A 24,601-nucleotide genomic window follows, 5' to 3' on the forward strand; every position below is an offset into this window, starting at 1 on the left:
CGGCCGGCTCGTCAATCGGTGACGTTGCGGGATGGGGCGGCCGGGCCCGCTTCCGGTCAGACGAAGCTATAGGGATCGACGTCCACGGCCACGCGCACCTTGGGGCTCCAGGCCAGGCCGCCCAGCCAGTCGCGCAGCACCTGCTGCACGTCGAAGCTGCGCCGGGCATGGACGAGCAGCCGGTAGCGGTGGCGGCCGCGCAGCATCGCCAGCGGGGCGGGCGCGGGGCCGTAGACGTGCATGTCCTCGCCGATCTCGGGCGCGGTGCGGCCGATCATCCGCGCGGCTTCCTCGGCGGCGGCGCGGTCCTCGCTCGAGACGATGATCGCGGCATAGCGGCCATAGGGCGGCGCATCGGCGTCGCGGCGCGCCTCGGCCTCGGCGGCATAGAAGCTCTCGGCATCGCCCGAGACGAGCGCGCGCATCACCGGTGCGTCGGGCGCGTGCGTCTGGATATAGACGGTGCCTGGCTTCTCGCCGCGCCCGGCACGCCCGGCCACCTGCATGATCTGCTGGAAGGTCCGCTCGCTCGCGCGCAGGTCGCCGCCGTCCAGCCCCAGGTCCGCGTCGACCACGCCGACCAGGGTCAGGTTGGGGAAGTGATAGCCCTTGGTGACCAGCTGGGTGCCGACGACGATGTCGATCGCGCCATGCTCCATCCGCGCGACGAACTCGGCGGCCTTGGCGGGCGACCAGAGCGTGTCCGACGTGACGATGGCGGTGCGTGCCTCGGGCCACAGCGCCGCCACTTCGTCGGCGATGCGCTCCACGCCGGGGCCGCAGGCGACCAGCGTGTCCTCGCTCTTGCACTCGGGGCACAGGCTGGGCGCCGGGATGGTGTGGCCGCAATGGTGGCAGGACAGGCGGCGCAGCAGCCGGTGCTCGACCATCCAGGCCGTGCAGTTCGGGCATTGGAAGCGATGGCCGCAATGCCGGCACAGCGTCAGCGGGGCATAGCCGCGCCGGTTGAGGAACAGCAGCGACTGCTCGCCCCTGGCCAGCGTCGCGTCGATCGCCTGCACCAGTCGTGGCGCCAGCCAGCGGCCGCGCTCGGGCGGCTCCTGGATCAGGTCCAGGGGAAGGATCTCGGGCATTTCCGCCGCGCCGTAGCGGCCGGGGAGCTTGAGTTCCGCATAGCGGCCCAGCTCGACCTGGTGGCGCGTCTCGATCGCGGGCGTGGCAGAGGCGAGGATCACCGGGCAGGATTCGAACCGGCCGCGCATCACCGCCACGTCGCGAGCATGGTAGTGGACGCCGTCCTCCTGCTTGAAGCTGGTCTCGTGCGCCTCGTCGACCACGATCAGGCCGAGGTTCGGATAGGGGAGGAACAGCGCCGAGCGGGCGCCCACCGTCACCATCGCCTCGCCGCTGGCGATCGCCCGCCAGGCGCGCCGCCGCTGCGAAGTGCGCAGGCCCGAATGCCAGGCGACCGGATCGCAGCCGAAGCGCTTCTCGAAGCGGGTGAGGAACGGCTCGGTCAGCGCGATCTCGGGCAGCAGCACCAGCGTCTGCCGCCCCGCCGCCAGCGCCGCGGCGACCGCTTCGAAATAGACTTCGGTCTTGCCCGATCCCGTCACCCCGTCGAGCAGGAAGGGCTGGAACGTCGCCGCGTCCACCGCCTGGCGCAGCGTCGCGGCGGCATCGGCCTGTTCGGGGTTGAGCCGGGGCGGGGCGAAATCGGGACGGGGCAGCGGATAGGGGGTATCGGTATCGACCACCACCGCCTCGATCGCACCGGCCTTCACCAGGCCGCGGATCACTGCGTCGGAGACGTCGGCGGCCAGGGCCAGCTCGCGCACCAGCCCCTGCCGTTCGCCGATCCGCTCCAGCGCCTGGGCGCGTTGCGGGGTGAGCCGGGCGGGCACCTGGCCGGTCGCGCGATATTCGGTGATCGTCGGCGCGCTCTCGAACGCCGCGGAGGTGCGCAGCGCCATCGCCAGCACCGCCGAGGGCGGGCTCAGATAATAGTCCGCCGTCCACTCGATCAGCCGGCGCACCGATGCGGGGATCGGCGGCGCGTCGGCGACGGCCATGATGTTGCGGAGGCGATTGTCGCCGATCTCCTCGGTCGGCAGCCGCTCGGCTTCCCAGACCACGCCGGCATATTGGCGCGGGCCGATCGGCACGACGACGATCGACCCCGGCGCGACCTGCATGCCGGCGGGCACGCGATAGTCGAGCGGGCCGAGCGCGGGATGGAGGACGAGGACGCGGGCGCGGGACATGGGACGTCCTCATATGGGCTTTTGCCAGCGAAACGGAATCCCCCTATTCCGCGGGCCGAAGGAGACTCGCCCCATGTTCCTCGCCATCGCATCGCTGCTGCTCCAGACCGATCCCGCCCCGGCCTGCACCGCGATGGACGCCGCGCTGCCGCCGTCGCTCGCGGCCTGGGCCGTGCGGGGGTCCGGGAACATCAACGATCTCACCAAGCCGGTGGTGTTCGCCAGCATCTCGCCCGAGGACCAGGCGAAGCTCGATACGCAGAAGCCCGGCCAGGTGAGGACGGTCGCCGATGCCCTGGCTGCGATCCGCAACGCGCCGCGTACCGTGGCGACGGGGGGCATGACGCGCGTGCCCCTGCGCATCGAGAAGGCCGGCCGCTACGGCATCGCGCTCGACCAGCCAGGCTGGATCGACATCGCGCCGATCGAGGGCAATCCGCCGGGGTCCGTCGCCGATGGGAAGCCGCTCGCGTCGGTGCAGCACGGCCACGGCCCCGCCTGCTCCACGATCCGCAAGATCGTCCGCTTCGATCTCCAGCCGGGCCTCTATCGCCTCACCCTGGCCAAGCTCACCAAGCCTCAGGCCAAGGTGATGCTCGTCACCGGCGACTAGGCTCAGGGCCGCAGCGTCAGCCCGATCGTCATCGCGTGGTCCATCTGGTCGCGCGCGCCGGCGCGGCCGAAGCGATACTGGTTGAGATAGCCGATCTCGACGCGCAGCTGGCGGCCCACCGGCGCCCCCAGCCCGATATTGGCCCGCACCCGCTCGAGCCCGCCGCGCTGGCCCCAGCCGGTGGTGTTGAGATTGAGGAACGTCTCGTGCGTGGCGAACAGGCCGAGCCCGGTACGGCCCAGCGGCGCGTTGAAGCGAAGCTGGCCGCGCACGCGGTGGCCGATCTCCGGCCCCGAGCTGTTGAAGCGCTGCTCGAGCCGGATCCGCGTGGCGAAGCCGGCGCCGAGCGGGACGATCACGTGCTGGCGCAGCCGCTCCTCGTTCGGCAGCGTCCGGTCGCCGACGAAATCCTCGACGTGGCGATAGCCGATGGCGAGCTCGACCTTGCCCAGCTTCCAGGCGAACAGCCCGCCGATCTCGGTGTGCGCCAGCCCCCGGGCACGGTCGCCGAAACGGGCGATGCTCTCCACCGTCGCCTCTTCATGCTCGCCCACGCGGACGATGCCGCTCGCCTGCAGCCAGAGCTGGTCGTCGGTCCGCTGCGCGTGCGCGGGCGCGGCGGCAAGGAGCAGGGGCAGGACGGCGCACCAACGCATCGCGCCTAAACGCATCGTCTTCATTCCGGTGCAAGCTTTACTTGCCGGCGCCGGAACATCCGTGGAACATCGTGGCGATCGAAATGGGGGAGCAGGGCGATGATTCTCACGACGATGCTGGCGCTGGGCCTGGCGGCGCAGGGCCGCTGCACGACGCTCGACATGCGGCTTCCGCGCCCGCTGGCCGGCTGGACGCGCGACGGACGCGGGCTGGATACCGGCCATGCGGTGACGCTGCCGGTGCGCGGCGGCAGCGTCGAGGCGCGGATCGCCATCCGCAAGGCGGGCACGGTCGGCATCGCGATCGATCGCGCGGGCTGGATCGATGCCTTTGCCGCCGGCAACCCGCGCGCGTTGCGCATCGCGTCGGAGCGCCGGGGGCCGCGCTGCTCGACGATCCACAAGATCCTCTATTACCGGATGCGCCCGGGCACCTATCGCGTCACGGTGAATCGGCTTAAGGGCGGCCGTGCAAAGCTGATGCTCACGCACGACTGACAGCAAATGTCATAAGGGATTCCCGATGAAGTTCTTCGCCGACACCGCCGACACCGCCGACATTCGCGACCTGGCCGCCACCGGCCTGCTCGACGGCGTCACCACCAACCCCTCGCTGATCCACAAGGCGGGCCGCGATTTCCTCGAAGTGGTCGCGGAGATCTGCGAGATCGTCGAGGGCCCGGTCTCGGCCGAGGTCGTGGCGCTCGATTTCGAGGGCATGATGCGCGAGGCGGAGATCGTCCGGAAGATCGCCGACAATGTCGCGGTCAAGGTGCCGCTGACGATCGACGGCCTCAAGGCGTGCAAGGCGCTCACCGACGACGGCACGATGGTCAACGTGACGCTGTGCTTCTCGGCCAACCAGGCGCTGCTCGCGGCCAAGGCCGGCGCGACCTTCATCTCGCCCTTTGTCGGCCGGCACGACGATATCGGCTATCCGGGCATGGACCTGATCGCCGACATCCGCACCATCTACGACAATTACGCCTTCGACACCGAGATCCTGGTCGCCAGCGTGCGCAACCCGATCCATGTGCTCGAAGCCGCCAAGATCGGCGCCGACGTGATGACCGCGCCGCCGAGCGTGATCCGCCAGCTGGTCAAGCACCCGCTGACCGACAACGGCATCGCCGCCTTCATGGCCGACTGGGCCAAGACCGGTCAGAAGATCGGGTGACTTTTTCTCCCTCTTCCCATTGGGGAGAGGGTGGCCGAGCGTAGCGAGGTCGGGAGAGGGGCAGAACGAGAGGCAAGCGCCTTGCTTGTCGCGCTGCCCCTCTCCCCGACCCTCTCCCCAGAGGGGAGAGGGAGATATATGCTCCCCCCATGCCCGAACCCGCCCTCCCGCTCCTCTATGCGCAGCATCTCGCGCGCGACCGGCGGCGTTCGGCACATACGGTGCGGGCATATGGCGCCACCGCCGAGCGGCTGGTCGCTTTCCTCCAGCAGCATTGGGGCGGCCCGGTCACGCGCGATTCGCTCGGCCGGGCGAGTGCCGCGGACCTGCGCGCCTATCTCGCCCATCGCCGGGGCGAGGGCTTGTCGAACGCCTCTGCCGCGCGCGAGCTTTCGGCGGTGCGCGGCTTCCTGAAGTTCGCGGGCGGCGAAGATGCGGAACTGCCCCGGCTCCGGGGGCCGCGCGTGAAGAAGGGCGTGCCCCGCCCGATCGCCCCGCATGAAGCGGTCGCGCTTGCCGAGACCGTTTCGGAGGAGGCGCGCGAGCCCTGGATCGGGTTGCGCGACTGGGCGGTGCTGCTGCTGCTCTACGGCGCGGGGCTGCGCATCGGCGAGGCGACGGGGCTCACCGGCGCCGTGCTCCCGCTGGGCCGGACGATGCGCGTCACCGGCAAGCGCGACAAGACCCGGATCGTCCCCCTGCTGCCCCAGGTGCGCGAGGCGATCGAGGCCTATGCCCGCGCCTGCCCCTATGGCGTCTCGCGCGACGCGCCGCTGTTTCGCGGCGCGAAGGGCGGGCCGATGCCGGCGGGGGTGATCCGCAAGTCGGTTCGCTCCGCCCGGGCCGCGCTCGGCCTGTCGGATCGCACCACGCCGCACGCGCTGCGCCACAGCTTCGCCACGCATCTGCTCGGCCGGGGGGCGGATCTGCGCGCGCTGCAGGAGCTGCTCGGGCATGCCAGCCTCAGCTCGACCCAGGTCTATACCGCCGTCGATGCCGCGCACCTGCTCGACGTCTATCGGAGCGCCCATCCCCGCGCCTGATTTCGATCAGTTACACGGGGACTCCGCTTCGCTACGGCGGGTGCATGGACCATCCCTATCTCGCTGATGTCGCGGACATCCAGCGCATCCCCGAAGTCGAGACCATCCTTGCCGAATTGTGCGAGCGCACCGGCATGGGCTTCGCCGCGGTGGCGCGCGTCACGGCCGATCGCTGGGTGGCGTGCCAGGTGCTCGACAAGATCGAGTTCGGGTTGAACCCCGGCGAGGAACTGGCGATCAAGACCACGATCTGCGACGAGATCCGCGCGAGCGGGCAGGGCGTCTATATCGACGATGTCGATGCCGATCCCGAATGGCGCCGGCATCATACCCCGGCGCTCTACGGCTTCCGCAGCTATATCTCCTGGCCGATCCTGCGCGGCGACGGCAGCTTCTTCGGCACGCTGTGCGCCGTGGATCCGGCGTCGCGCCTCGGCCTCGCCGGGCTCGCCCCGCAGATGGAAGCCTATGCCCAGCGGATCGCGGCCGCGCTCGACCGGATCAGTCTCGCGGCTTCCAGGTGAGGATCCGCCAGACATAGAGCAGCGCGATCCCGGCGACGATGGCGATGATCGCGGGCCCCACCCAATGCTCGATATCCTCGATCGTGGCGCCCAGCGCATAGCCCACGCCCACCAGGATGACATTCCAGATCAGGCTGCCCCCGGCGGTATAGCCGACGAAGCGCCAGAAGGGCATGTGCATCAGGCCGGCGGGGATCGAGATGATCGTGCGGCCCACCGGCATGAAGCGGAAGATCAGCACGGTGGGCCCGCCCCATTTGTCGAAATAGGTCTTGAGCTTCTCGATCTCGTGCCAGTCGAGCGTCAGCCAGCGGCCCCAGCGGTCGACCAGCGGGCGCAGGCGCTTATAGCCCAGCCGCCGGCCGATCTCCCACCAGAAGAGATTGCCCAGCACCGTGCCCGCGGTGCCGGCGAGCAGCACCAGCGCCAGGTTCATCTCGCCGCGCGCCACGGCGATGCCCGCAACGCTCATGATCGCCTCCGACGGTATCGGCGGAATCACATTCTCGAGCACCATCAGCCAGAAGATGCCCCAATAGCCCCAGGAAGCCGCGTCCCACATAAGGTGCCGATCAGCTCCGCTCGGCGACGCGGCGCTCGATCGCCTGCCAGATCAGCGCGCCGGTGTCGGTGCCGTTGAACCGGTCGATCGCGACGATGCCGGTGGGGGAAGTGACGTTGATCTCGGTCAGCCACTCGCCGCCGATCACGTCGATGCCGACGAACAGCAGCCCGCGCCGCTTCAGCTCCGGGCCCAGCACCGCGCAGATCTCCTGCTCGCGCGCCGTCAGCTCGGTCTTGGCGGCGCTGCCGCCCACCGCCAGGTTCGAGCGGATCTCGCCCTCTCCCGGGATGCGGTTGATCGCGCCGGCCACTTCGCCATCGACCAGCACGATGCGCTTGTCGCCCGCCGCCACCGAGGGGAGGAAGGCCTGCACCATGTGCGGCTCGCGCCAGGCGGTGTTGAACACTTCGATCAGCGAGGACAGGTTGGCGCCGTCGCGGCCCACCTTGAAGATCGCCTTGCCGCCATTGCCGTGCAGCGGCTTGATGACGATTTCGCCGTGCACCGCCAGGAAGGCGCGCGCCTCGTCCAGGCTGCGGGTGACGAGGGTCGGCGGCATGAACTGCGGATAGTCGAGGACGAACACCTTCTCCGGCGCGTTGCGCACGCTGGCGGGATCGTTGACCACCAATGTCCGGTCCGCGATCCGCTCGAGCAGGTGCGTCGCGGTGATATAGCCCAGGTCGAACGGCGGATCCTGGCGCATGAGCACGACATCGGCTTCCTCGCCCAGGTCGAGCGACACCGGATCCTCGAACCGGAAATGATCGCCCGCCACGCGCTGCACCGTCACCGGATGCGCGCGGGTCCAGACGCGGCCGGCCGAATAGTTGAGGTCCTCGGGGCTGTAGTGGAACAGCCGGTGGCCGCGCGCCTGGGCGGAGAGCATCAGCGCGAAGGTCGAGTCTCCCGCGATGTTGATCGCGTCGAGCGGGTCCATCTGCACGGCGACATTGAGCGACATTCGGCCTCCTTCGGGAACGCCTTAGGTGACTTATTCGAATAAGTCACCCCATCCAGGCGTTCTCGATATGGCGAGGTGGCGTCCCGGGGGCAATGAGGATCACGTCGACCCGGATATCGTCGTCCGGGCCGGCATAGCGCGGCATCAGCACCTCGGCCGCGGCGGCGACGCGGGCAAGCCGGCGCTCGTCGATCGCGAAATCGAGATCGGCCGCGGTGGCGCGCGTCTTGACCTCGACAAAGGCGATCAGGCTGCCGCGGCGCACAACCAGATCGACTTCGCCGGCCGGAGTGCGGACCCGGCGATCGAGGATTTTCCAGCCTTTCAGCCACAGCCACCAGGCGGCGCGGCGCTCGCCTTCGCGGCCACGCGTTTCCGCAGCGCGGCGATCCGTTGGTCTTTTACCCCTCACGACTCGCACCTGTGGATAACTTTGGTTACCATCGCCAGACCGAGTCGCACCGAACCGGGTTTATCGGTGCTTTCGGGGGGTCGCATTCTGATGGAATCCAACGAACGCTATTATCGGCGTCGCGCCGCTCAGGAACTCGCTGCCGCGAAGCGGGCGATGACGGAGGCCGCCGCGCTGCGCCGCCGCCAGCTCGCGGAGACGTATCTCAAACGCCTTGCCGAACTTACCGGCGCCGACGAGATGCGCGTGCTCGAGCAGGAATACGCCTGAGGCGGCCTTTGCTCCATTGCGTCATCCCCGCAAAGGCGGGGAGCCAGAGGCAGGAGCGATGCGCGCAGCAACCCTGGATCCCCGCCTTTGCGGGGATGACGGGATTGGGGCTTTCCCTATCCGTGCCGGACTATCCCTTCATCGCCATCGCCCGCGCATAGAGTGCCTTGCGATCGAGCCCGAGCTTCTTTGCCACTTCGCCCGCCGCCTTGCTCGCGGGGAGCCGAGTGAGCGCTTCGGCGAGCGCGGCATCGGCATCGTCGGCGCTGGCCGGCGCGGGGGCGCCCGGCGGGGCGACCACCACCACGATCTCGCCCTTAGGCGGGGCCTCGGCATAGCGCCCGGCCAGCTGGGTGAGCGAGCCGGTCACGCATTCCTCGAACTTCTTGCTGATCTCGCGCGCCACCGCCGCCTCACGGTCGCCCAGCCCCTCGGCCAGCGCGGCGAGACAGGCCGAGAGCCGCGGCCCCGATTCGTAGAGGACGAGCGTGGCGCGCACGCCGGCGATCTCGGCGATCGCTTCGGCCCGGGCATGCAGCTTGGCCGGCAGGAAGCCGAGGAACAGGAAGCGATCGGTCGGCAGCCCGGCCAGCGTCAGCGCCGCGATCGCCGCGCAGGGGCCGGGAATCGTCGTCACCGGATGGCCGGCGGCGCGCGCATCGCGCACCAGCTTGAAGCCGGGATCGGAGATCAGCGGCGTGCCCGCATCGGAGACGAGCGCGATCGCCTCGGTCGCCATGCGCGCGACCAGGCCGGGGCGGACCGCATCGGCATTATGGTCGTGATAGGGAATCATCTTCCCCTTCGCGCCCAGGTGCCGGAACAGGCCGGCTGTCACACGGCTGTCTTCGACGGCAACCAGATCGGCGCCCAGGAGTATTTCGGAGGCGCGCGGCGACAAGTCACCGAGATTGCCGATCGGGGTGGCGACGATATAGAGGCCGGGCGTAAGAACAGCGTGCATCGGGGAGAGTAAATGGCAGACGCGACCGTGAATCCGCAACGGGGCATCCTCCGCTGGGCCGCTTTGGGCCTCGCCGCCCTCCTTGCCGCCTGCGCCAGCGGGCCGCGAGTGATCCCCGAGACGCGCCCCGCGCCGACGGTGGAGGCGCCGCGCGAGCGGCCGTCGACTCGCCCGATCTCGCCGGGCCTGCCGCAGGACGTGGAGCGCCACCGCGTCGCCCTGCTCGTGCCGATGACCGGGCCGAACGCCGGCGTCGGCAAGTCGCTCGCCAATGCGACGCAGCTGGCGATCCTCGACACGAAGTCGGACGTGCTGCGCATCACCACCTACGACACCGCCGGCGGCGCCGCGAACGCCGCGCGCCAGGCGATCGCCGACGGCAACAAGCTGATCCTCGGCCCGCTGCTCGCCGAGGAGGCGCGCGAAGTGGCGCCGATCGCCCGGGCCGCGCGCGTGCCGGTGCTCAGCTTCTCGAACGATACGGCGGTGGCGGGCAACGGCACCTATCTGCTCGGCTATTCGCCGGCCCAGTCGATCGAGCGGGTGGTCGACTATGCCCGGGCGCAGGGCGTCACCAACTTCGTCGGGCTGATGACGTCCGGCGTCTATGGCGAGCGTGCCTCGACCAGCTTCCTGCGCGCCGTGGAGGACCAGGGCGGCAAGGTGCTGGCGATGGAAACCTATGACGGCCGCCCCGGCTCGATGACCAGCGCGATCACCAAGCTTTCGCGCACGCCCTATCAGGCGGTCCTGATCGCCGGCTCGGGCGCGAGCGGCGTGACGGCGGCGCCGATCATCCGCAAGTCGGCGGGGGGCAAGGCGTCGCGGATCCTCGGCACCGAGCTGTGGAACACCGATTCGGCGATCGGTTCGAACGCGGTGCTGAACGGGGCCTGGTTCGCCAGCGTGCCCGACAATTACTACCGGACCTATGCGACCAAGTACCGCACGCGCTTCGGCGCTGCGCCCTATCGCCTCTCGACGCTCGGCTATGACGCGGTGCTGCTCACCGTGCGCATCGCCCGCGAATGGCGGCCGGGGGACATCTTCCCCGAGCGCCGCCTGGTCGCGCCCGACGGGTTCGGCGGCCTGGACGGCGCCTTCCGCTTCGGCCGCGACGGCATCGCCGAGCGCGCGCTCGAGGTGCAGGAAGTGAAGGGGGGGACGACAGTGACGATCTCGCCCGCGCCGACCGGGTTCGGCGGCTGATATGGTTCCTCCCCGAGCAAGCGCGAGGAGGAATTAGGTAACCACCAGCTCGCGCAGGATCGCCTCGAGCACCGGCATCCCCGCATCGGTCACGATCAGCCGGCTGCCGGCGCGGGCGATCAGGCCCTGCGCTTCCATTCCTGCCAGCGCCTTCAGGTCGAGCGGGGCGCCCGGCACCCCGGCCAGGTCGACGCCCTCGGCCAGGCGCAGGCCCATCAGCAGCGCCTCGACGCCGCGGTCGTGCGGGTCGAGCGGGTCCTCGCGCTCGATGCCATGGCCGTTGCGCGCGATCGCCGCGAGCCAGTTTTCGGGCTTTTTCCGCCGCAGCGTGGCCACGCCGTTCCGCCGGCCATGCGCGCCGGGGCCGACCCCGGCATAGTCGCCATAGCGCCAATAGGTGAGGTTGTGCCGGCTCTCCGCCCCCGGCCGGGCATGGTTGGAGACTTCATAGGCCGGCAGCCCGGCCGCCGCGGCGATTGTACGCGTCGCTTCGAACAGGTCCGCCGCCGCGTCGGGATCATAGGCGGCGAGCTCGCCCTTTTCGAACAACGTGGCGAAGCGCGTGCCGGGTTCGATGGTGAGCTGGTAGAGCGAGAGATGTTCGGTGCCGAAGGACAGGGCGCGGCGCAGTTCCGCTTCCCAGCCGGCCAGCGTCTGGCCCGGCCGGGCATAGATCAGGTCGAAGCTGACGCGGCCAAAGGCGCGCTGCGCGGTGGCCAGCGCCGCCAGGCCTTCCTCGACGCCATGCGCCCGGCCGAGAAAGCGCAGGTCGTCGTCGTCGAGCGCCTGCAGCCCCAGCGAGACGCGATTGACGCCGGCCGATGCGATGTCGGCGAAGCGCGCGGCCTCCACGGAGGAGGGGTTGGCTTCCAGCGTGATCTCGATGCCGGGTTCGAAGCCCCAATGGGCCTCCGCCGCTTCGATTACCGCGGCGACGGTCTCGGGCGGCATCAGCGAGGGGGTGCCGCCGCCGAAGAAGATCGAACCGAGCCGGCGGCCGGCCAGCGCTTCCGCCTCGTGCGCCAGGTCGGCGAGCATGGCCGCGCGCCAGGCAGCCTGGTCGACGCTCTCGCGGACATGGCTGTTGAAGTCGCAATAGGGGCATTTCGACACGCAGAACGGCCAGTGCACATAGAGTGCGAGAGGGGCTTTCGTGTCGGTCATCGCTTGAAGGGCTTGGAGCGGGTAACGGGAATCGAACCACTAGCGTAGCCCGGCAGGGCGGAGCGCCACAAGGGCGCGTAGCCCGGCAGGGCGGAGCGCCACAAGGGCGCGTAGCCCGGCAGGGCGGAGCGTCACAAGGAACACGGGTTCGCCGGACGGGAGGCTGGAGCGGGTAACGGGAATCGAACCCGTGTATTCAGCTTGGAAGGCTGCTGCACTACCATTGTGCTATACCCGCGAGCCGAGGGCCGAGTGCCACAGCCGCCCCCGGCCGGTCAACCTCGCAGGCTATTTCCCGGTGAAGTTCGGCTTGCGCTTCTGGAGGAAGGCCAGGCCGCCCTCCATGGAATCGGCGCTGCCGCGCGCGCTGCGCTGGTGGTTGGCTTCCATCGCCAGCGTTTCCTCCAGCGTCGATTCGAGCGCCTGGCCGATGCCCCTGCGGATCAGGCCGAGCGCCACGGTGGGGCCGGCGGCAAGGCGGGCGGCCAGCGCCAGCGCCTCATGCTCCAGTTGCTCGTCCGAGACGACGCTGTGGACCAGGCCCCAGTCGCGCGCCTTCATCGCCGGCAGCTTTTCGCCCAGCAGCATCATCTCCGCCGCGCGCGAGCGGCCGACCAGGCGCGGCAACAGCCAGGTCGCCCCGCCATCGGGAACCAGGCCGATATTGACGAAGGCCTGGAGGAAATAGCCGGTGTCGCTCGCCACGCAGAAATCGGCGGCCAGCGCCAGGCTGCAGCCGATGCCGGCGGCAGGGCCGCGCACCGCGCTCACTACCGGCACGCCCAGCCGCGCGACGGCAAGGATCGTGGGGTTGTAGTGATCGGTCAACGCGGCATGGGTCGCCGCGGCCGGATCGCCCGAGGCGAGCGCGCCGCTCGCCACGTCGGCGCCCGAGCAGAAGGCCCGGCCGGCCCCCTGGAGCAGCACCGCGCGGGCGCCGTCCAGCCGGGCCAGCGCGTCGCGGATCTCGTCGAACATCGCGGGCGGGGCGGCGTTGAGCCGATCGGGCCGGTTGAGCGTGACCACCAGCACGTCGCCGGTCCGCTCGGTCAGGATCGTCTCGTAGGCCATCTTCCACTCCCGTTTCGCTTCGCAACCGATAGCGGGGAAGGGGGGAGGGTGGAAGGGTGAGCCAGATGACGCTAGGGCGCGGCCGCCCGTGGCCCCGCGGGCGTCATCGTCAGCAGCGAATCGCCGCCGAGCGTGCGGTAGAGCGTCACCAGGTTGGTCGCCTCGACGAGCCGGGTGTTCACCAGTCCGCGCTGGGCGGAATAATAGGAGCGCTGCGCGACCAGGCTGGCCAGGAAATTGTCGATCCCGCCGCGATAGCGCGTGTCGGCGAGGCGATAATTGTCCTGGGCCGCGGCCATGTTGGCCGTGTCCGCCTTCAGCTGGTCGGCGATGGTGCCGCGCCGCGCCAGGGCGTCGGCGACTTCGCGAAAGGCGGTCTGGATGGCCTTTTCGTAGCTGGCGAGCGCTGCGTCGCGCTGCGCCTCGCTCCGCTCCACGCCCGCGCGGCCGGCGCCGGCGTTGAAGATCGGATAGCTGGCGCTCGCCCCGCCCGACCAGTTGAAGCCGTTGCCCGAGAAAAGCCCGGTCAGCGCGTTGCTCGCGAAGCCGAGCAGGCCGGTCAGCGAGATGCGCGGGAAGAGCGCGGCGCGGGCGGCGCCGATCTCGGCATTGGCGGCGCGCAGCGTATATTCGGCCTGCACCACGTCGGGACGGCGGAGCAACACGCCCGAATCGACGCCGGCGGGCAGCTCGGCGACGGTGGGGGCGGCTTCCTCGATCGTGGAGGAAAGCAGCGCGGCATCGGTCTCGGCGCCGACCAGCAGCCGGAGCGCGTTGACGTCCTGCGCCAGCGCGGTCTTCTGCGCCGCCACGTCGGACTGGGCGGTGGCCAGGATCTGCTGCGCCTGGGCAAGGTCGGTGCGCGGCGCGATACCGCCCTTCAGGCGCCGATCGGTGAGCGCCACCGCGCGCTCGGCATTGGCCGCGGTGCTCTCGGCGATCGCGAGCAGGCTGGCGTCCGCCGCATGGTTGAGCCAGGCGGCGGCGATGTCGCCGATCAGCGTCAGCCGGGTGGCGCGTGCCGCCGCCTCGGTCGCGAACCAGCGGTCCTGCTCGGCCCGCGTGAGCGAGGCGACGCGGCCGAACAGATCGAGCTCGAAGGCGGGTATGCTGACATTGCCCGAGAAATTGGTGCGCGTGCCGCCGGTGGTGACGGCGCCGGTGCTGCTGCCGTGCGAAACGGTGGCCCCCGCGCCGGCATCGAGCTCGGGGAACCGGTCGGCGCGCTGGATGCGATATTGCGCGCGCGCCGCGGCGATGTTGGCGGCGGCGATGCGCAGGTCGCGATTATTGGCCAGCGCCTGCTCGATCAGCTTCTGGAGGCGCGGATCCTTGAAGATGTCCTGCCAGGTGACGCTGGGCAGCGCCGTTTCATTTGCCTTCAGATAGGCATCGCCCGCCGGCCAGCCGGGCGGCACCGGGGCTTCGGGCCGGGCATATTTCGGCGCCATCGAGCAGCCGGCGAGCGCCGTGCCGAGGAGCAGGGTCAGAACCGCGCGCTTCATGCCTGCGCCTCCCGCTTGCGGGCCCGCCGTTCGCGCAGCGCCTTGAGCGCATCGCGCACGCCGCGGCGGACGAGCACGAAGAACAGCGGGATGTAGAAGATGGCCAGGATCAGCGCGGTGAGCATGCCGCCGATCACCGCGGTGCCGATCGCGATGCGGCTGTTCGCGCCCGCGCCGGTGGAGATCGCCAGCGGCAGCACGCCGAAGATGAAGGCCAGGCTGGTCATCACGATGGGGCGGAAGCGGATGCGCGCTGCTTCGATCGCGGCTTCGATCACGCGCTTGCCTTCCTTCTCGGCACGCTCGGCGAACTCGATCATCAGGATGGCGTTCTTCACCGCCAGGCCCATGGTGGTGAGCAGGCCGATCTGCAGATAGACGTCGTTCTGGAGGCCGCGCAGCGTCACCGCGAACACCGCGCCGATCAGGCCGAGCGGCACCACCAGCATCGCGGCGACCGGGATCGACCAGCTCTCGTACAGTGCGGCCAGGCACAGGAACACGATGAGCAGCGAGACGCCGTACAGCAGCGGCGCCTGCCCGCCGGCCAGCCGCTCCTGATAGGAAAGTCCGGCCCAGGCGATGCTGGTGCCCGGGATCTGCGCCGCGAGTTCCTCCATGCGCTTCATCGCGTCGCCCGAGCTCTTGCCCGGGGCCGGCTGGCCCTGGAACTCGAAGGAGGAGATGCCCTGGAAGCGCGAGACGGTGGTGGGCGCGGTCGCCCAGCTGATCGTCGCGAAGGAGGAGAAGGGCGTCATCTTGCCGTCGGCGCCGCGCACGAACCAGTCGCCGAGATTCTGCGGATCGGCGCGATAGGGCGCGTCGCCCTGGACATAGACGCGCTTCACGCGGCCGCGGTCGATGAAGTCGTTGACGTAGCGGCCGCCCCAGGCGGTCGACAGGGTGTTGTTGACGTCTGCCTGGGTGAGACCTAGCGCCGCCAGCTTCTCCTGGTCGATCTGGATGTTGAGCGTCGAGACGTCCGGCAGGTCCGACAGGCGCACGGCCTGGAGATCGGGATCGGCATTGGCCGCGGCGAGCAGCTTGTCGCGCGCGGCGACGAAGTCGGTGCGCGGCATGCCGCTGGCATTCTGCAGTTCGAGCGTGAAGCCGTTCGACTGGCCGAGGCCGCGGATCGCGGGCGGCACCAGCGCGAAGACCTGGGCGTCGCGGAAGTTGCGGAAGGCGGTCGCCGCGCGCTGGACGATGGCGTCGGCGCCGTTCGCCTTGCCCGGGCGATCGTCCCACGAGACGAAGTTGACGAAGCCCTGGCCGGTATTCTGGCCGCTGGCGCCGCCTCCGCCGCCGCCGCCGGTGACGGTGAAGATGGTGCGGACGTTCCTGCCCTCCTGCTCGCGCAGATATTTCTCGATCGCGAGCTGGACCTCCTGGGTGCGGGCCTGGGTCGCGCCGGCGGGCAGGCGGAACTGCACGCTGGCGGCGCCCTGGTCCTCGGTCGGCAGGAAGCCGGTGGGCAGGCGATAGAACATCAGCACCAGCACCGCGCAGGCCAGCAGGTAGATCAGCAGGAAGATCCACTTGCGATCGACGACATAGGTGATGGTGCGGGTGTAGCGCTCGACCGTCCACTCGAAGCCGTGATTGAACTTCTCCATGCCGGTGCGGGTCCAGCGGCCGAGAAAGGGCACGCGGCGCGAGAACCAGCCGCTGCCGGGCGCGGGCATGTCCTGCTTGCGCTTCAGCACCGTGGCGGTCAGTGCCGGGCTGAGGATCAGCGCGACCAGCACCGACAGGACCATCGCCGAGACGATGGTGACCGAGAATTGCCGGTAGATCACGCCGGTCGATCCGCCGAAGAACGCCATCGGCAGGAACACGGCGGACAGCACCAGCGCGATCGCCACCAGCGCGATCTGGATCTGGTCCATCGACTTGATCGTCGCCTCGCGCGGAGTGAGGTCGGGATCCTCCTCCATCAGGCGCTCGACATTCTCGACCACGACGATCGCGTCGTCGACGAGCAGGCCGATCACCAGCACAAGCCCGAACAACGTTAGCGTGTTGATCGAATAGCCGAGCGCGTAGAACACCGCGAAGGTGCCGAGCAGCACCACCGGCACCGCGATCATCGGCACCAGGGTCGCGCGCCAGCTCTGCAGGAACACGAACATCACGATGACGACGAGGGCGATCGCCTCGACCAGCGTCTTCACCACTTCCTCGATCGAGAGCTTGATGAACTCGGTGGTGTCGTTGGCATAGGCGTAGTTGAAGCCCTGGGGGAAGTCCTTGGCCGCTTCCGCCACCGTCGCCTTGATCAGGTCCGCCGTCTTCAGCGCGTCGGCACCGGGCGCGGTGCTGATCGCGATGCCCGAGCCGGGATGGCCGTTGACGCGGCTGACGGCGTTGTAGTTCTCCGCGCCCAGCTCGATCCGCGCCACGTCCTTCAGCAGCACGTGCGCGCCGTTGGTCTGGGTCTTCAGGATGATCTTGGCGAACTGCTCCGGCGTCTGGAGCCGCGACTGGGCGGTCACCGTCGCGTTCAGCATCTGGCCGGGCGGCATCGGCTGGCCGCCGATCTCGCCGGCGGCGACCTCGGTGTTCTGGCTGGTGATCGCGTTCACCACGTCGCTCGGCATCAGGCCGTAGCTGGCGAGCGCCGACGGGTTGAGCCAGATGCGCATCGCATAGGGCGAGCCGAACACGTTGACGTCGCCCACGCCCGGCAGGCGCGACAGCGTGTCCTGCAGGTTGGACGAGAGCCAGTCGGACACGTCGCGATTGGTGCGCTTGTCGGTCTCGTCATAGACGCCGACGAGCAGCAGCGTGTCCGGGTTGGACTTGGTGACGCGCACGCCCTGCTGCTGCACCTGGTTGGGCAAGCGGGACAGCGCGGCCTGAACCTGGTTCTGCACCTGGACCTGGGCGATGTCGGGATCGGTGCCCTTGTCGAAGGTGGCGCTGATCGTCACCTGCCCGCGCGAGGTGGAAGACGAGCTGAAATAGAGCAGGCCGTCGATGCCGGTCAGGTTCTGCTCGATGATCTGAGTCACCGAGTTCTGCACCGTCTCGGCCGAGGCGCCGGGATAGGTGGCGCGGATGTTGACCTGGGGCGGCGCGATGTCGGGATATTGCGCGATCGGCAGCGAGAAGACCGCGCCCAAGCCCATCAGCATGGTGATGATCGCGATCACCCAGGCAAAGATCGGGCGATCGATGAAGATGCGCGACATGGGTGCTCAGCCGCCCTTCGACTTGGATGCGCCGGCGCCCTGGTCCTTGCGGGGCGGCTCGATCTTCTGCGGCGTGTCGGCCGGGACCGGGCGGATATCGGCATTGGGCTTCAGATTGGCGATGCCCTGGGTGATCACCTTGTCGCCGGGGTTGAGCCCCTGGGTGATGACCCAGTACGCACCCTGGGTGCGCTCGGCGGTCACGTCGCGGCGCACCGCCTTGTTGTCGGGCCCGACCACCCAGAGCTGGGCGGCGCCCCTGGCGTCGCGCGACACGGCCTGTTGCGGCACCAGGAAGGCGCGCGTGTCGATCGCCTGGGTGAAGACCGCGCGGACGAACATGCCCGGCAGCAGGATCCCCTCGGGATTGGCGAAGCGCGCCCGCAGCGTGACGGTGCCGGTGTTCTGGTCGACCATCACTTCGGAGAATTCGACCGTGCCGGTGGTGCCATATTCGCTGCCGTCCTCGAGCTTGAGGCGCACGCCGGCGCTGCCCGGCGTCACGCCCTGCTGCGCGAGCGCGCGGCGCAGCGCGAGCAGCTCGCCGCTCGATTGCTGGATGTCGACGAAGATCGGGTCGAGCCGCTGGATCACGGCGAGCGGATCGGCCTGGTTGCTCGTCACCAGCGCGCCTTCGGTGACCAGCGAGCGGCCGATGCGGCCGGTGATCGGCGCGGGGACGCGCGTGAAGTGCAGGTTGATCCGCGCGGTGCGCAGCTGCGCGCCGGTCTGGGCGACCTGCGCGTTCGCCTGGCGGGCGGCGGCCGCCGCATCGGTATAGTCCTGCTTCGACACCGCTTCGGCCTCGGCGAGCGGCTTGTAGCGATCCGCCCGGATCCGCGTCGCCTCGGCATTGGCCTGGGCGTTCTGCAGATTGGCCGCCGCCTCGGCGACGCTGGCGGAATAGAGGCTGGGATCGATCTGGTAGAGCGTCTGCCCCTGGCGGACGATCGTGCCCTCGGTGAAGAGGCGCTTGCGCACGATCCCGGCCACCTGCGGCCGGATCTCGGAAACCTGATAGGGGTTCACGCGCCCGGTCAGTTCCGCGACCACCGGCACCTGGCCCGGCTGGACCACCACGAAACCCACCTGGGGCGGGCCGCCGGCGCCCTTTTTCTGCGCGGTCTGGCCGCCACTCCCGCAGGATGCGAGGAGCAGCGCGGTGGCGAGCAGGGCAAAGGAAGGTCGGCACGCGCCGCCAGGGGTGATTCGGTGCAATTCTTCAACCCGGATCAGGGCGCCGACTCGGGCGCGGTTCTTGTAACGAATGCTCTTGGGCAGCGCCTTGTGCAGGTGCAACACAAGAAATGTGCCGGAAACGCGAAACACCCCTCCGGCAGACGGCACGTTTCCACGATTGGATACATGGCGCAACAATTGCCCGGTTATGGCAAGGTTCCCTGCGGTTATGGCGGCCCTGCAATCTCCCGCGTTGCGGCCCGGGCGGAACCGGCCTATTGGCGCGCGCCAATATGGCACGCATTGAAACGCCCAACCGCATCCGGGGCACCCAGGACATTTTCGGCGAGGATCAGCGCAGGTTCGCCCGCGTCCTCGAAACCTTCGACCATGTCCGCAAGCTCTATTGCTTCCAGCGCGTCGACATCCCGGTGTTCGAAGCGACGGGCGTGTTCGCCCGCTCGATGGGCGAGACCAGCGACGTCGTCTCGAAGGAGATGTACACCTTCGAGGACAAGGGCGGCGACCTGATCACGCTGCGCCCCGAATTCACCGCCGGCATCTGCCGCGCCTATGTCACCGAGGGCTGGCAGCAATATGCGCCGCTCAAGCTCGTCACCAGCGGCCCGGTGTTCCGCTACGAGCGCCCGCAAAAGGGCCGCTTCCGCCAGTTCCACCAGCTCGACGCAGAGATACTGGGTGCCGCCGAGCCGGCTGCCGATGTCGAGTTGCTCGTCCTTGCCGACCAGCTGCTGCGCGAACTGGGCATCGAGGGCGTGACGCTCCAGCTCAACACGCTGGGCGACGCGGAGACGCGCGAGGCATGGCGCACCGCGCTGGTCGCGCATTTCGAGGCGCACCGGGACCAGCTGAGCGAGGACAGCCTCGTCCGGCTCGAGAAGAACCCGATGCGCATCCTCGATTCGAAGGATCCGCAGGACCGCCCGATCGCCGACGGCGCGCCGGACATCGATGCCTATCTGACCGAGGAAGCCGCGACCTTCTTCAAGGCCGTCACCGACGGGCTCGACGCGGCCGGCGTGCCATGGACGCGCAACAGCCGCCTCGTCCGCGGGCTCGATTATTATCGCCACACCGCCTTCGAGTTCGTCACCGACCGGCTGGGCGCGCAGGGCACCGTGCTGGCCGGCGGCCGCTATGACGGGCTGGTCGGCAATCTCGGCGGCCCCGAGACGCCGGGCGTGGGCTGGGCGGCGGGCGTCGAGCGGCTGGGAATGCTGATCGCCGAGCCGGCGGCGGAGCGTATGCAGGTTGCTGTCGTCGTCGAGGCAGCGGGCAGCGAGGCAGCCGCGATCGGCCTGCTGGCGGGGCTGCGCAATGCCGGCTTCAGCGCCGAGCTGTTCGCGAGCGGCAGCCCCAAGAAGCGCTATGACCGCGCGATGAAGGCGAACCCGGCGATGACGGTCTCGTTCCAGCAGCGCGATGGCGAGCTATCGATCGCGCAGCGGGTGATCGATGGCGATGCGGTGGACGCCGATGCGGTCGCGACGCTGGTTTCGGGCGTCGCCCGATGAAGATCCCCGCCGACCGCATCGCCGCGATCGAGGCGCGGCGCGACGAGTTGCAGGCGCAGATGGCGACTGGCGACCTGTCGGGCGACAGGTTCGTCGCCGTCTCCAAGGAATATGCCGAGATCGAGCCGGTGGCGCTCGCCGCGGGCGAGGTCCGGCGGTTGCGCACCGAGGCCGAATCGCTCGCGCTGATGGCGCAGGAGCCCGACGAGGAACTGCGCGCGATGGCGGCGGAGGAGCTCCGCGCCAATGAGGCAGCGCTGGCCGATGCCGAGCGCGGGCTGGCCCTCTCGCTGCTGCCCAAGGATGCGGCCGATGCGCGCCCGGCGATGCTCGAGATCCGCGCCGGCGTGGGCGGCGACGAAGCCGCGCTGTTCGCCGGCGACCTGCTGCGCATGTACCAGCGCTATGCCGACCGGATGGGCTGGAAGATCGAGCTGATCTCCTCGTCCGAATCGGAATTCGGCGGGTTCAAGGAAGTGGTGCTCAGCGTCACCGGCACCGGCGTGTTCGCCAAGCTGAAGTTCGAGAGCGGCGTGCACCGGGTGCAGCGCGTGCCGGCCACCGAGGCGGGCGGGCGCATCCACACGTCGGCGGCAACGGTGGCGGTGCTTCCGGAAGCCGAAGAGGCCGATATCCGGATCGACGACAAGGACCTGCGCATCGACATCTACCGGGCGTCGGGCCCGGGCGGGCAGGGCGTGAACACCACCGATTCGGCGGTGCGCATCACCCACTTGCCGACCGGCACGATCGTGATCCAGCAGGACGAGCGCTCGCAGATCAAGAACAAGGCCAAGGCGATGAAGGTGCTGCGCACCCGCCTGTACGAGGCCGAGCGCGACCGGCTTGCCTCGGCGCGGGCGGGTGCGCGGCAATCGATGGTCGGCTCGGGCGATCGCTCGGAGCGCATCCGGACCTATAATTTCCCCCAGGGGCGCGTGACCGATCATCGCATCAACCTGACGCTCCACCGCCTGCCCGAAGTGATGGAAGGCGAGCTGGACGAACTGATCGGCGCGCTCGTCGCCCAGGACGAGGCGGACCGGCTGGCGCAGCTGGATGGGTAGCTCCCCGGAGGGAGTCGGCGGCGCGCTGATCGATACGACGAAGCGCCTCGAGCCCGTCTCCGATTCCCCCCGGCTCGATGCCGAGCTGCTGGTGGCGCATGCCCTGGGCGTGTCGCGCGAGGCGATGATCCTGCGCCACCTCGGCGATCCCGTGCCCGAGGATCTCGAAGCGCTGGTCGCGCGGCGGCTGGCGCATGAGCCGGTGGCGTATATCACCGGCCGCCGCGCCTTCTGGACGATCGAGCTGGCGGTCGGCCCCGGCGTGCTGATCCCGCGCCCCGACAGCGAGACGCTGATCGAGGCGGCGATCGAATATTTCGGCGCGCGGGCGCCGGCGCGCATCCTCGATCTCGGCACCGGCCCGGGCACGCTGCTGCTCGCCGCGCTCGCCGAATGGCCCGAGGCGCAGGGGCTGGGCGTGGACGCTTCGAATGTCGCGCTCGATTATGCCCGGCGCAACGCCGCGGCATTGGGGATGGCGGCGCGCGCCGGCTTCCAGCACGGCGACTGGGGCCGGGGAATCGAGGCGCGGTTCGACCTGATCCTGGCCAACCCGCCCTATATCGGGACGCAGGAGGGCCTGCCCGAGCAGGTCCGCCTCCATGAGCCCGGCTCGGCGCTATTCGCGGGCGCGGACGGGCTCGACGATTATCGCCGGATCATTCCCGACCTCCGCCGCCTGCTTGCCCCCGGCGGCGGCGCGGTGCTGGAGATCGGCTGGACCCAGGCCGAGCCGGTATCCGCGATTGCCCGGAATGGCGGTTTCGCCGTGACGCTGTACAAGGATCTGGGAGAGCGGCCGCGCGCGCTGCTGCTGACTTGAAAAGACGCTAAAACGACACATATTTCTGCTTGGACATTGGTGCTGCACCGGCTAAGACAGCGACGGGGTAGGGCACTTTCAACCAAGCCGTTGAAACTTGGGCCGTGAAAAGCACAGCCCCGATTCAGGTCATGATAGCCGCTGCAGTCCGGTGGCCATGGCAGGCGACTCGCGCCTCCCGAGGCGTTGGCGCGCATTTGTAAACTGCATCCGGGACCCAGGAATTGGACCGACGGACAGCGTAAACAAGACAGGACATACAGACCTTGATGAACAATCGTCAGGCCGGCCGCCGTCGTGGTCGTGGCGGGCAGCAGCAGCGCCAGGGTGGCAACCCCGGCCAGGGTAACGGGAACCGCATCGACAACCGTGCGCGCGGCAACGCCGCCCAGCTGCTCGAGAAGTACAAGAATCTGGCGCGCGATGCCCAGATGCAGGGCGATCGGGTCAACACCGAATATTATCTCCAGTTCGCGGATCATTATTTCCGCGTGCTGAGCGAGAGCCGCTCGCGCTTCGAGGAGCAGAACCAGCAGCGCCGCCAGCGTGACGATTTCGACGGCGACGACGAGGATTTCGACGTCGAGGCCGATGGCAATCGCGCCGACGAAGCGGACGAGCAGCAGGAGCAGCGTGCCCAGCAGCCGCGCCGCGAGCGCGAGGAGCGCCAGGAGCGCCAGCCCCGCCGCGATCGTGAGGACCGCAACGGCCGCGCCAATGGCAATGGCTATGGCCATGCCGTCGAGGCCGAGGGCTTCGAGGCGGCCGCCGAAGAGCAGCGCGCCCCGCGCGAGGAGCAGGCGCCGCGCCGCGCCCGGCGCCCCCGCCGCGAGGAAGCGCAGCCCGAGGAAAGCCATGCGATCGACGCCGCGGTGCTGCCGCCCGCGCTCGGCGTGATCGACGCGGCGCCGGCCGCGGAAGCGGAGGAGCCGGCGAAGAAGCCGCGCCGCCGCCGCACTCGCGCCGAGGATGCGGAAGCGACCGCCTGAACCGCGCGGTTCGCGATCCGGGAATCAGGACAAAGGATCGGCGGCTGGGCCCGGGCTCAGTCGCCGATTTCCATTTCGCCCTTCAGCCGATCCTCCACCTGCGCGTCATGGCCGGTGCCGGAGCTCAGGAACATCAGGCCCATCAGCATGGCGCCGAGCAGGATCGTGAAGAATATGCCGAGCGTGGTGGCGAGGATCACGGTCAGGTTGAGCCAGCCCAGCCAGTGCCACAGGACCAGGATCGCGAGGATCGCGGCGGCCGCCGCGGCCATCGCCATCCAGCCCAGGATGCGGCGATAGCGCCCCCAGGCAAAGGCGGCATATTCGGGATCGTCCAGGCCGTGCGGCGCGTCCATCTTTTGCAATTGGGGGCGATGTGTGGGAGACTCAACCGCCTGGACCCGAATGCGGAGTGAAAGCGATGACGATCGCGGCGATCCTGGGCGGCAAGGGGCACGAAGTGGTCTCGATCGATGGCGACCGGACGGTTGCCGATGCGGTCGCGCTGCTCGCCGGGAAGCGGATCGGCGCCGTGCCCGTGATGTCCGGCGGCGCGGTGGCCGGCATATTTTCCGAGCGTGACGTGATCTACTGCCTCGAGCGCGAGGGCGCCGCGGCGCTTGCGCGCAAGGTGGGCGATGTGATGACCGCCCCGGCGATCACTGTCTCGCCCGGCGAGAGCGTGCTCGCCGCGCTGGCGCTGATGACGCGGCGGCGCATCCGCCATCTGCCGGTGGTCGAGGGCGATACCTGTATCGGCCTCGTCTCGATCGGCGACCTGGTGAAGTACCGGATCGAGCGGATCGAATCGGAAGCCGATGCGATGCGCGCCTATATCCAGGCGGTGTGATCCTTCGCGGGCTGGCGAACGCCTGCTTCTCCACCGCCATCGCCGCTTTCTCAAGCGTCACCCCGCGTTCCCGACCGTGATCCCCCGCCTTCGCGGGATGACGAGGCTGGCCGCAGGGGCTTGCCCGGGCCCTCCCCGGGGCGGCGCGGCTCACCCGTGGCGATTGCGGATCAGGTTGATCGATTCGATCAGGACCGGGCGGGCGAACAGGAACAGCAGCCCGCCATATAGCAAGCCGCCAGCGCTCGCGAGCAGCGCGAGACGCGGGAGCGCGGGCAGCGGCAGCAGCAGCGTATCTAGCCCGGTGACGAGCAGCGCCATGGCGCCGGCGGCGAGCACCGGCGGCGCGATCGCCTCGATCAGCGCGCTCAGCTTCACGCCGATCACCGGCAGCGTTCGCCAGGTCGAGACCGCGAGATAGACGGGATAGGCCGCGAACCAGGCGGCGACGAGGCCCATCAGCCCCCAATGCACGCCGATCAGGAATGCGATCGGCAGGCAGAGCGCGCCGGTGGCCGAATTCTGGGCGCTGATTCCCGGCCGGCCACAGGCGTCGCTGGCCGGGGCATAGAGCACCTGCAGCGTCATCATCGGCATGGCGA

General features: G+C 69.5%; 25 protein-coding genes and 1 tRNA gene (1 of these 26 running past the window's edge). 12 read left to right on the plus strand and 14 right to left on the minus strand.

Features of this window, described 5'->3' with window-relative positions:
- Positions 1-56: 56 nt before the first annotated feature.
- The gene (locus tag CAP40_RS16555) at positions 57-2,225 is read right to left on the minus strand and encodes a primosomal protein N' (protein WP_086130648.1); all 2,169 of its coding nucleotides are present in this window, start codon (positions 2,223-2,225) and stop codon (positions 57-59) included.
- A 73-nt stretch (positions 2,226-2,298) separates the two neighbouring features.
- Here CAP40_RS16555 and CAP40_RS16560 point away from each other — a divergent pair, with 73 nt between their 5' ends.
- A complete protein-coding gene (locus CAP40_RS16560; protein WP_086130649.1) occupies positions 2,299-2,838 on the plus strand; it encodes a hypothetical protein in 540 nt (179 codons plus the stop codon).
- Positions 2,839-2,840: 2 nt separating this feature from the next.
- Here CAP40_RS16560 and CAP40_RS16565 read toward each other — a convergent pair whose 3' ends face one another.
- Positions 2,841-3,494 carry a DUF2490 domain-containing protein gene (locus tag CAP40_RS16565; protein ID WP_179188313.1) on the minus strand — a complete coding sequence of 218 codons (654 nt, stop codon included), beginning with the start codon at positions 3,492-3,494 and terminating at the stop codon, positions 2,841-2,843.
- 99 nt (positions 3,495-3,593) lie between these two features.
- On the opposite strand from CAP40_RS16565, the gene CAP40_RS16570 reads away from it, so the two are divergent.
- The 4 genes from CAP40_RS16570 to CAP40_RS16585 all read left to right on the plus strand — a co-directional run bounded on the left by CAP40_RS16570 (position 3,594) and on the right by CAP40_RS16585 (position 6,238).
- A complete protein-coding gene (locus CAP40_RS16570; protein ID WP_256924296.1) occupies positions 3,594-3,992 on the plus strand; it encodes a hypothetical protein in 399 nt (132 codons plus the stop codon).
- Between the two features lie 25 nt (positions 3,993-4,017).
- Positions 4,018-4,671, plus strand: a complete 654-nt coding sequence (gene fsa, locus CAP40_RS16575; protein WP_086130650.1) for a fructose-6-phosphate aldolase — start codon at positions 4,018-4,020, stop codon at positions 4,669-4,671.
- Positions 4,672-4,820: 149 nt separating this feature from the next.
- Complete coding sequence (locus CAP40_RS16580) at positions 4,821-5,714, plus strand: tyrosine recombinase XerC (protein ID WP_086130651.1); 894 nt, start codon at positions 4,821-4,823, stop codon at positions 5,712-5,714.
- Positions 5,715-5,758: 44 nt separating this feature from the next.
- Positions 5,759-6,238: a GAF domain-containing protein gene (locus tag CAP40_RS16585; protein ID WP_086130652.1), complete on the plus strand. Its 480-nt coding sequence runs from the start codon at positions 5,759-5,761 to the stop codon at positions 6,236-6,238.
- Here the strand turns inward: CAP40_RS16585 and CAP40_RS16590 are convergent.
- From CAP40_RS16590 to CAP40_RS16600, 3 genes are read right to left on the minus strand one after another with little or no spacing between them, the layout of a single operon-like run.
- On the minus strand, positions 6,216-6,800 hold the full coding sequence (locus CAP40_RS16590) for a DedA family protein (RefSeq protein WP_086130653.1): 585 nt from the start codon (positions 6,798-6,800) through the stop codon (positions 6,216-6,218). The two genes, CAP40_RS16585 and CAP40_RS16590, sit on opposite strands and share 23 nt — an antisense overlap.
- A gap of 10 nt (positions 6,801-6,810) precedes the next feature.
- On the minus strand, positions 6,811-7,767 hold the full coding sequence (gene gshB, locus CAP40_RS16595) for a glutathione synthase (RefSeq protein ID WP_086130654.1): 957 nt from the start codon (positions 7,765-7,767) through the stop codon (positions 6,811-6,813).
- 43 nt (positions 7,768-7,810) lie between these two features.
- Positions 7,811-8,188, minus strand: coding sequence for a YraN family protein (locus CAP40_RS16600; protein WP_373384950.1), 378 nt, complete (start codon positions 8,186-8,188; stop codon positions 7,811-7,813).
- 81 nt (positions 8,189-8,269) lie between these two features.
- Here CAP40_RS16600 and CAP40_RS20535 point away from each other — a divergent pair, with 81 nt between their 5' ends.
- A complete protein-coding gene (locus CAP40_RS20535) occupies positions 8,270-8,449 on the plus strand; it encodes a hypothetical protein (RefSeq protein ID WP_086130656.1) in 180 nt (59 codons plus the stop codon).
- 130 nt (positions 8,450-8,579) lie between these two features.
- Here the strand turns inward: CAP40_RS20535 and rsmI are convergent, their stop codons facing one another.
- A complete protein-coding gene (rsmI, locus tag CAP40_RS16610; RefSeq protein ID WP_086130657.1) occupies positions 8,580-9,413 on the minus strand; it encodes a 16S rRNA (cytidine(1402)-2'-O)-methyltransferase in 834 nt (277 codons plus the stop codon).
- A 12-nt stretch (positions 9,414-9,425) separates the two neighbouring features.
- Here rsmI and CAP40_RS16615 point away from each other — a divergent pair, with 12 nt between their 5' ends.
- Positions 9,426-10,622: a penicillin-binding protein activator gene (locus CAP40_RS16615; RefSeq protein ID WP_086130658.1), complete on the plus strand. Its 1,197-nt coding sequence runs from the start codon at positions 9,426-9,428 to the stop codon at positions 10,620-10,622.
- A gap of 33 nt (positions 10,623-10,655) precedes the next feature.
- On the opposite strand, the gene hemW is transcribed toward CAP40_RS16615, so the two are convergent.
- The 6 genes from hemW to CAP40_RS16645 all read right to left on the minus strand — a co-directional run bounded on the left by hemW (position 10,656) and on the right by CAP40_RS16645 (position 18,765).
- The gene (hemW, locus tag CAP40_RS16620) at positions 10,656-11,786 is read right to left on the minus strand and encodes a radical SAM family heme chaperone HemW (protein WP_086130659.1); all 1,131 of its coding nucleotides are present in this window, start codon (positions 11,784-11,786) and stop codon (positions 10,656-10,658) included.
- A 164-nt stretch (positions 11,787-11,950) separates the two neighbouring features.
- Positions 11,951-12,024: transfer RNA gene (locus tag CAP40_RS16625), tRNA-Gly, on the minus strand.
- A 50-nt stretch (positions 12,025-12,074) separates the two neighbouring features.
- Complete coding sequence (locus tag CAP40_RS16630) at positions 12,075-12,857, minus strand: enoyl-CoA hydratase-related protein (protein WP_086130660.1); 783 nt, start codon at positions 12,855-12,857, stop codon at positions 12,075-12,077.
- Positions 12,858-12,928: 71 nt separating this feature from the next.
- Positions 12,929-14,362, minus strand: a complete 1,434-nt coding sequence (locus CAP40_RS16635; RefSeq protein ID WP_086130661.1) for an efflux transporter outer membrane subunit — start codon at positions 14,360-14,362, stop codon at positions 12,929-12,931.
- Positions 14,359-17,556 carry an efflux RND transporter permease subunit gene (locus CAP40_RS16640; protein WP_086130662.1) on the minus strand — a complete coding sequence of 1,066 codons (3,198 nt, stop codon included), beginning with the start codon at positions 17,554-17,556 and terminating at the stop codon, positions 14,359-14,361. Before CAP40_RS16640 ends, CAP40_RS16635 begins: the two co-directional genes overlap by 4 nt.
- A gap of 6 nt (positions 17,557-17,562) precedes the next feature.
- Positions 17,563-18,765 carry an efflux RND transporter periplasmic adaptor subunit gene (locus CAP40_RS16645; RefSeq protein ID WP_373384952.1) on the minus strand — a complete coding sequence of 401 codons (1,203 nt, stop codon included), beginning with the start codon at positions 18,763-18,765 and terminating at the stop codon, positions 17,563-17,565.
- A 263-nt stretch (positions 18,766-19,028) separates the two neighbouring features.
- Between CAP40_RS16645 and hisS the strand changes: the two genes are divergently transcribed.
- The 4 genes from hisS to CAP40_RS16665 all read left to right on the plus strand — a co-directional run bounded on the left by hisS (position 19,029) and on the right by CAP40_RS16665 (position 23,149).
- Complete coding sequence (gene hisS / locus CAP40_RS16650) at positions 19,029-20,270, plus strand: histidine--tRNA ligase (RefSeq protein ID WP_086130813.1); 1,242 nt, start codon at positions 19,029-19,031, stop codon at positions 20,268-20,270.
- On the plus strand, positions 20,267-21,337 hold the full coding sequence (gene prfA, locus CAP40_RS16655; protein WP_086130663.1) for a peptide chain release factor 1: 1,071 nt from the start codon (positions 20,267-20,269) through the stop codon (positions 21,335-21,337). The genes hisS and prfA overlap by 4 nt, the downstream gene beginning before the upstream one ends.
- On the plus strand, positions 21,330-22,160 hold the full coding sequence (gene prmC / locus CAP40_RS16660) for a peptide chain release factor N(5)-glutamine methyltransferase (protein ID WP_086130664.1): 831 nt from the start codon (positions 21,330-21,332) through the stop codon (positions 22,158-22,160). Before prfA ends, prmC begins: the two co-directional genes overlap by 8 nt.
- Positions 22,161-22,426: 266 nt before the next feature.
- Positions 22,427-23,149 (plus strand): DUF4167 domain-containing protein, encoded by a 723-nt coding sequence (locus CAP40_RS16665; RefSeq protein ID WP_086130665.1) that lies wholly within the window; start codon positions 22,427-22,429, stop codon positions 23,147-23,149.
- 56 nt (positions 23,150-23,205) lie between these two features.
- Here the strand turns inward: CAP40_RS16665 and CAP40_RS16670 are convergent, their stop codons facing one another.
- A complete protein-coding gene (locus CAP40_RS16670) occupies positions 23,206-23,505 on the minus strand; it encodes a hypothetical protein (RefSeq protein WP_086130666.1) in 300 nt (99 codons plus the stop codon).
- A 65-nt stretch (positions 23,506-23,570) separates the two neighbouring features.
- Here CAP40_RS16670 and CAP40_RS16675 point away from each other — a divergent pair, with 65 nt between their 5' ends.
- The gene (locus CAP40_RS16675) at positions 23,571-23,999 is read left to right on the plus strand and encodes a CBS domain-containing protein (RefSeq protein WP_086130667.1); all 429 of its coding nucleotides are present in this window, start codon (positions 23,571-23,573) and stop codon (positions 23,997-23,999) included.
- 150 nt (positions 24,000-24,149) lie between these two features.
- Here CAP40_RS16675 and CAP40_RS16680 read toward each other — a convergent pair whose 3' ends face one another.
- Positions 24,150-24,601: the final stretch of a lipopolysaccharide biosynthesis protein gene (locus CAP40_RS16680; protein WP_256924298.1), read on the minus strand. The gene runs 1,027 nt beyond the window's last position; only the last 452 of its 1,479 coding nucleotides appear in the window; the start codon falls outside the window, past its right edge — the gene reads right to left on this strand; its stop codon occupies positions 24,150-24,152.

This window comes from Sphingomonas sp. IBVSS2 (assembly GCF_002127225.1).
Lineage (GTDB): Bacteria > Pseudomonadota > Alphaproteobacteria > Sphingomonadales > Sphingomonadaceae > Sphingomonas.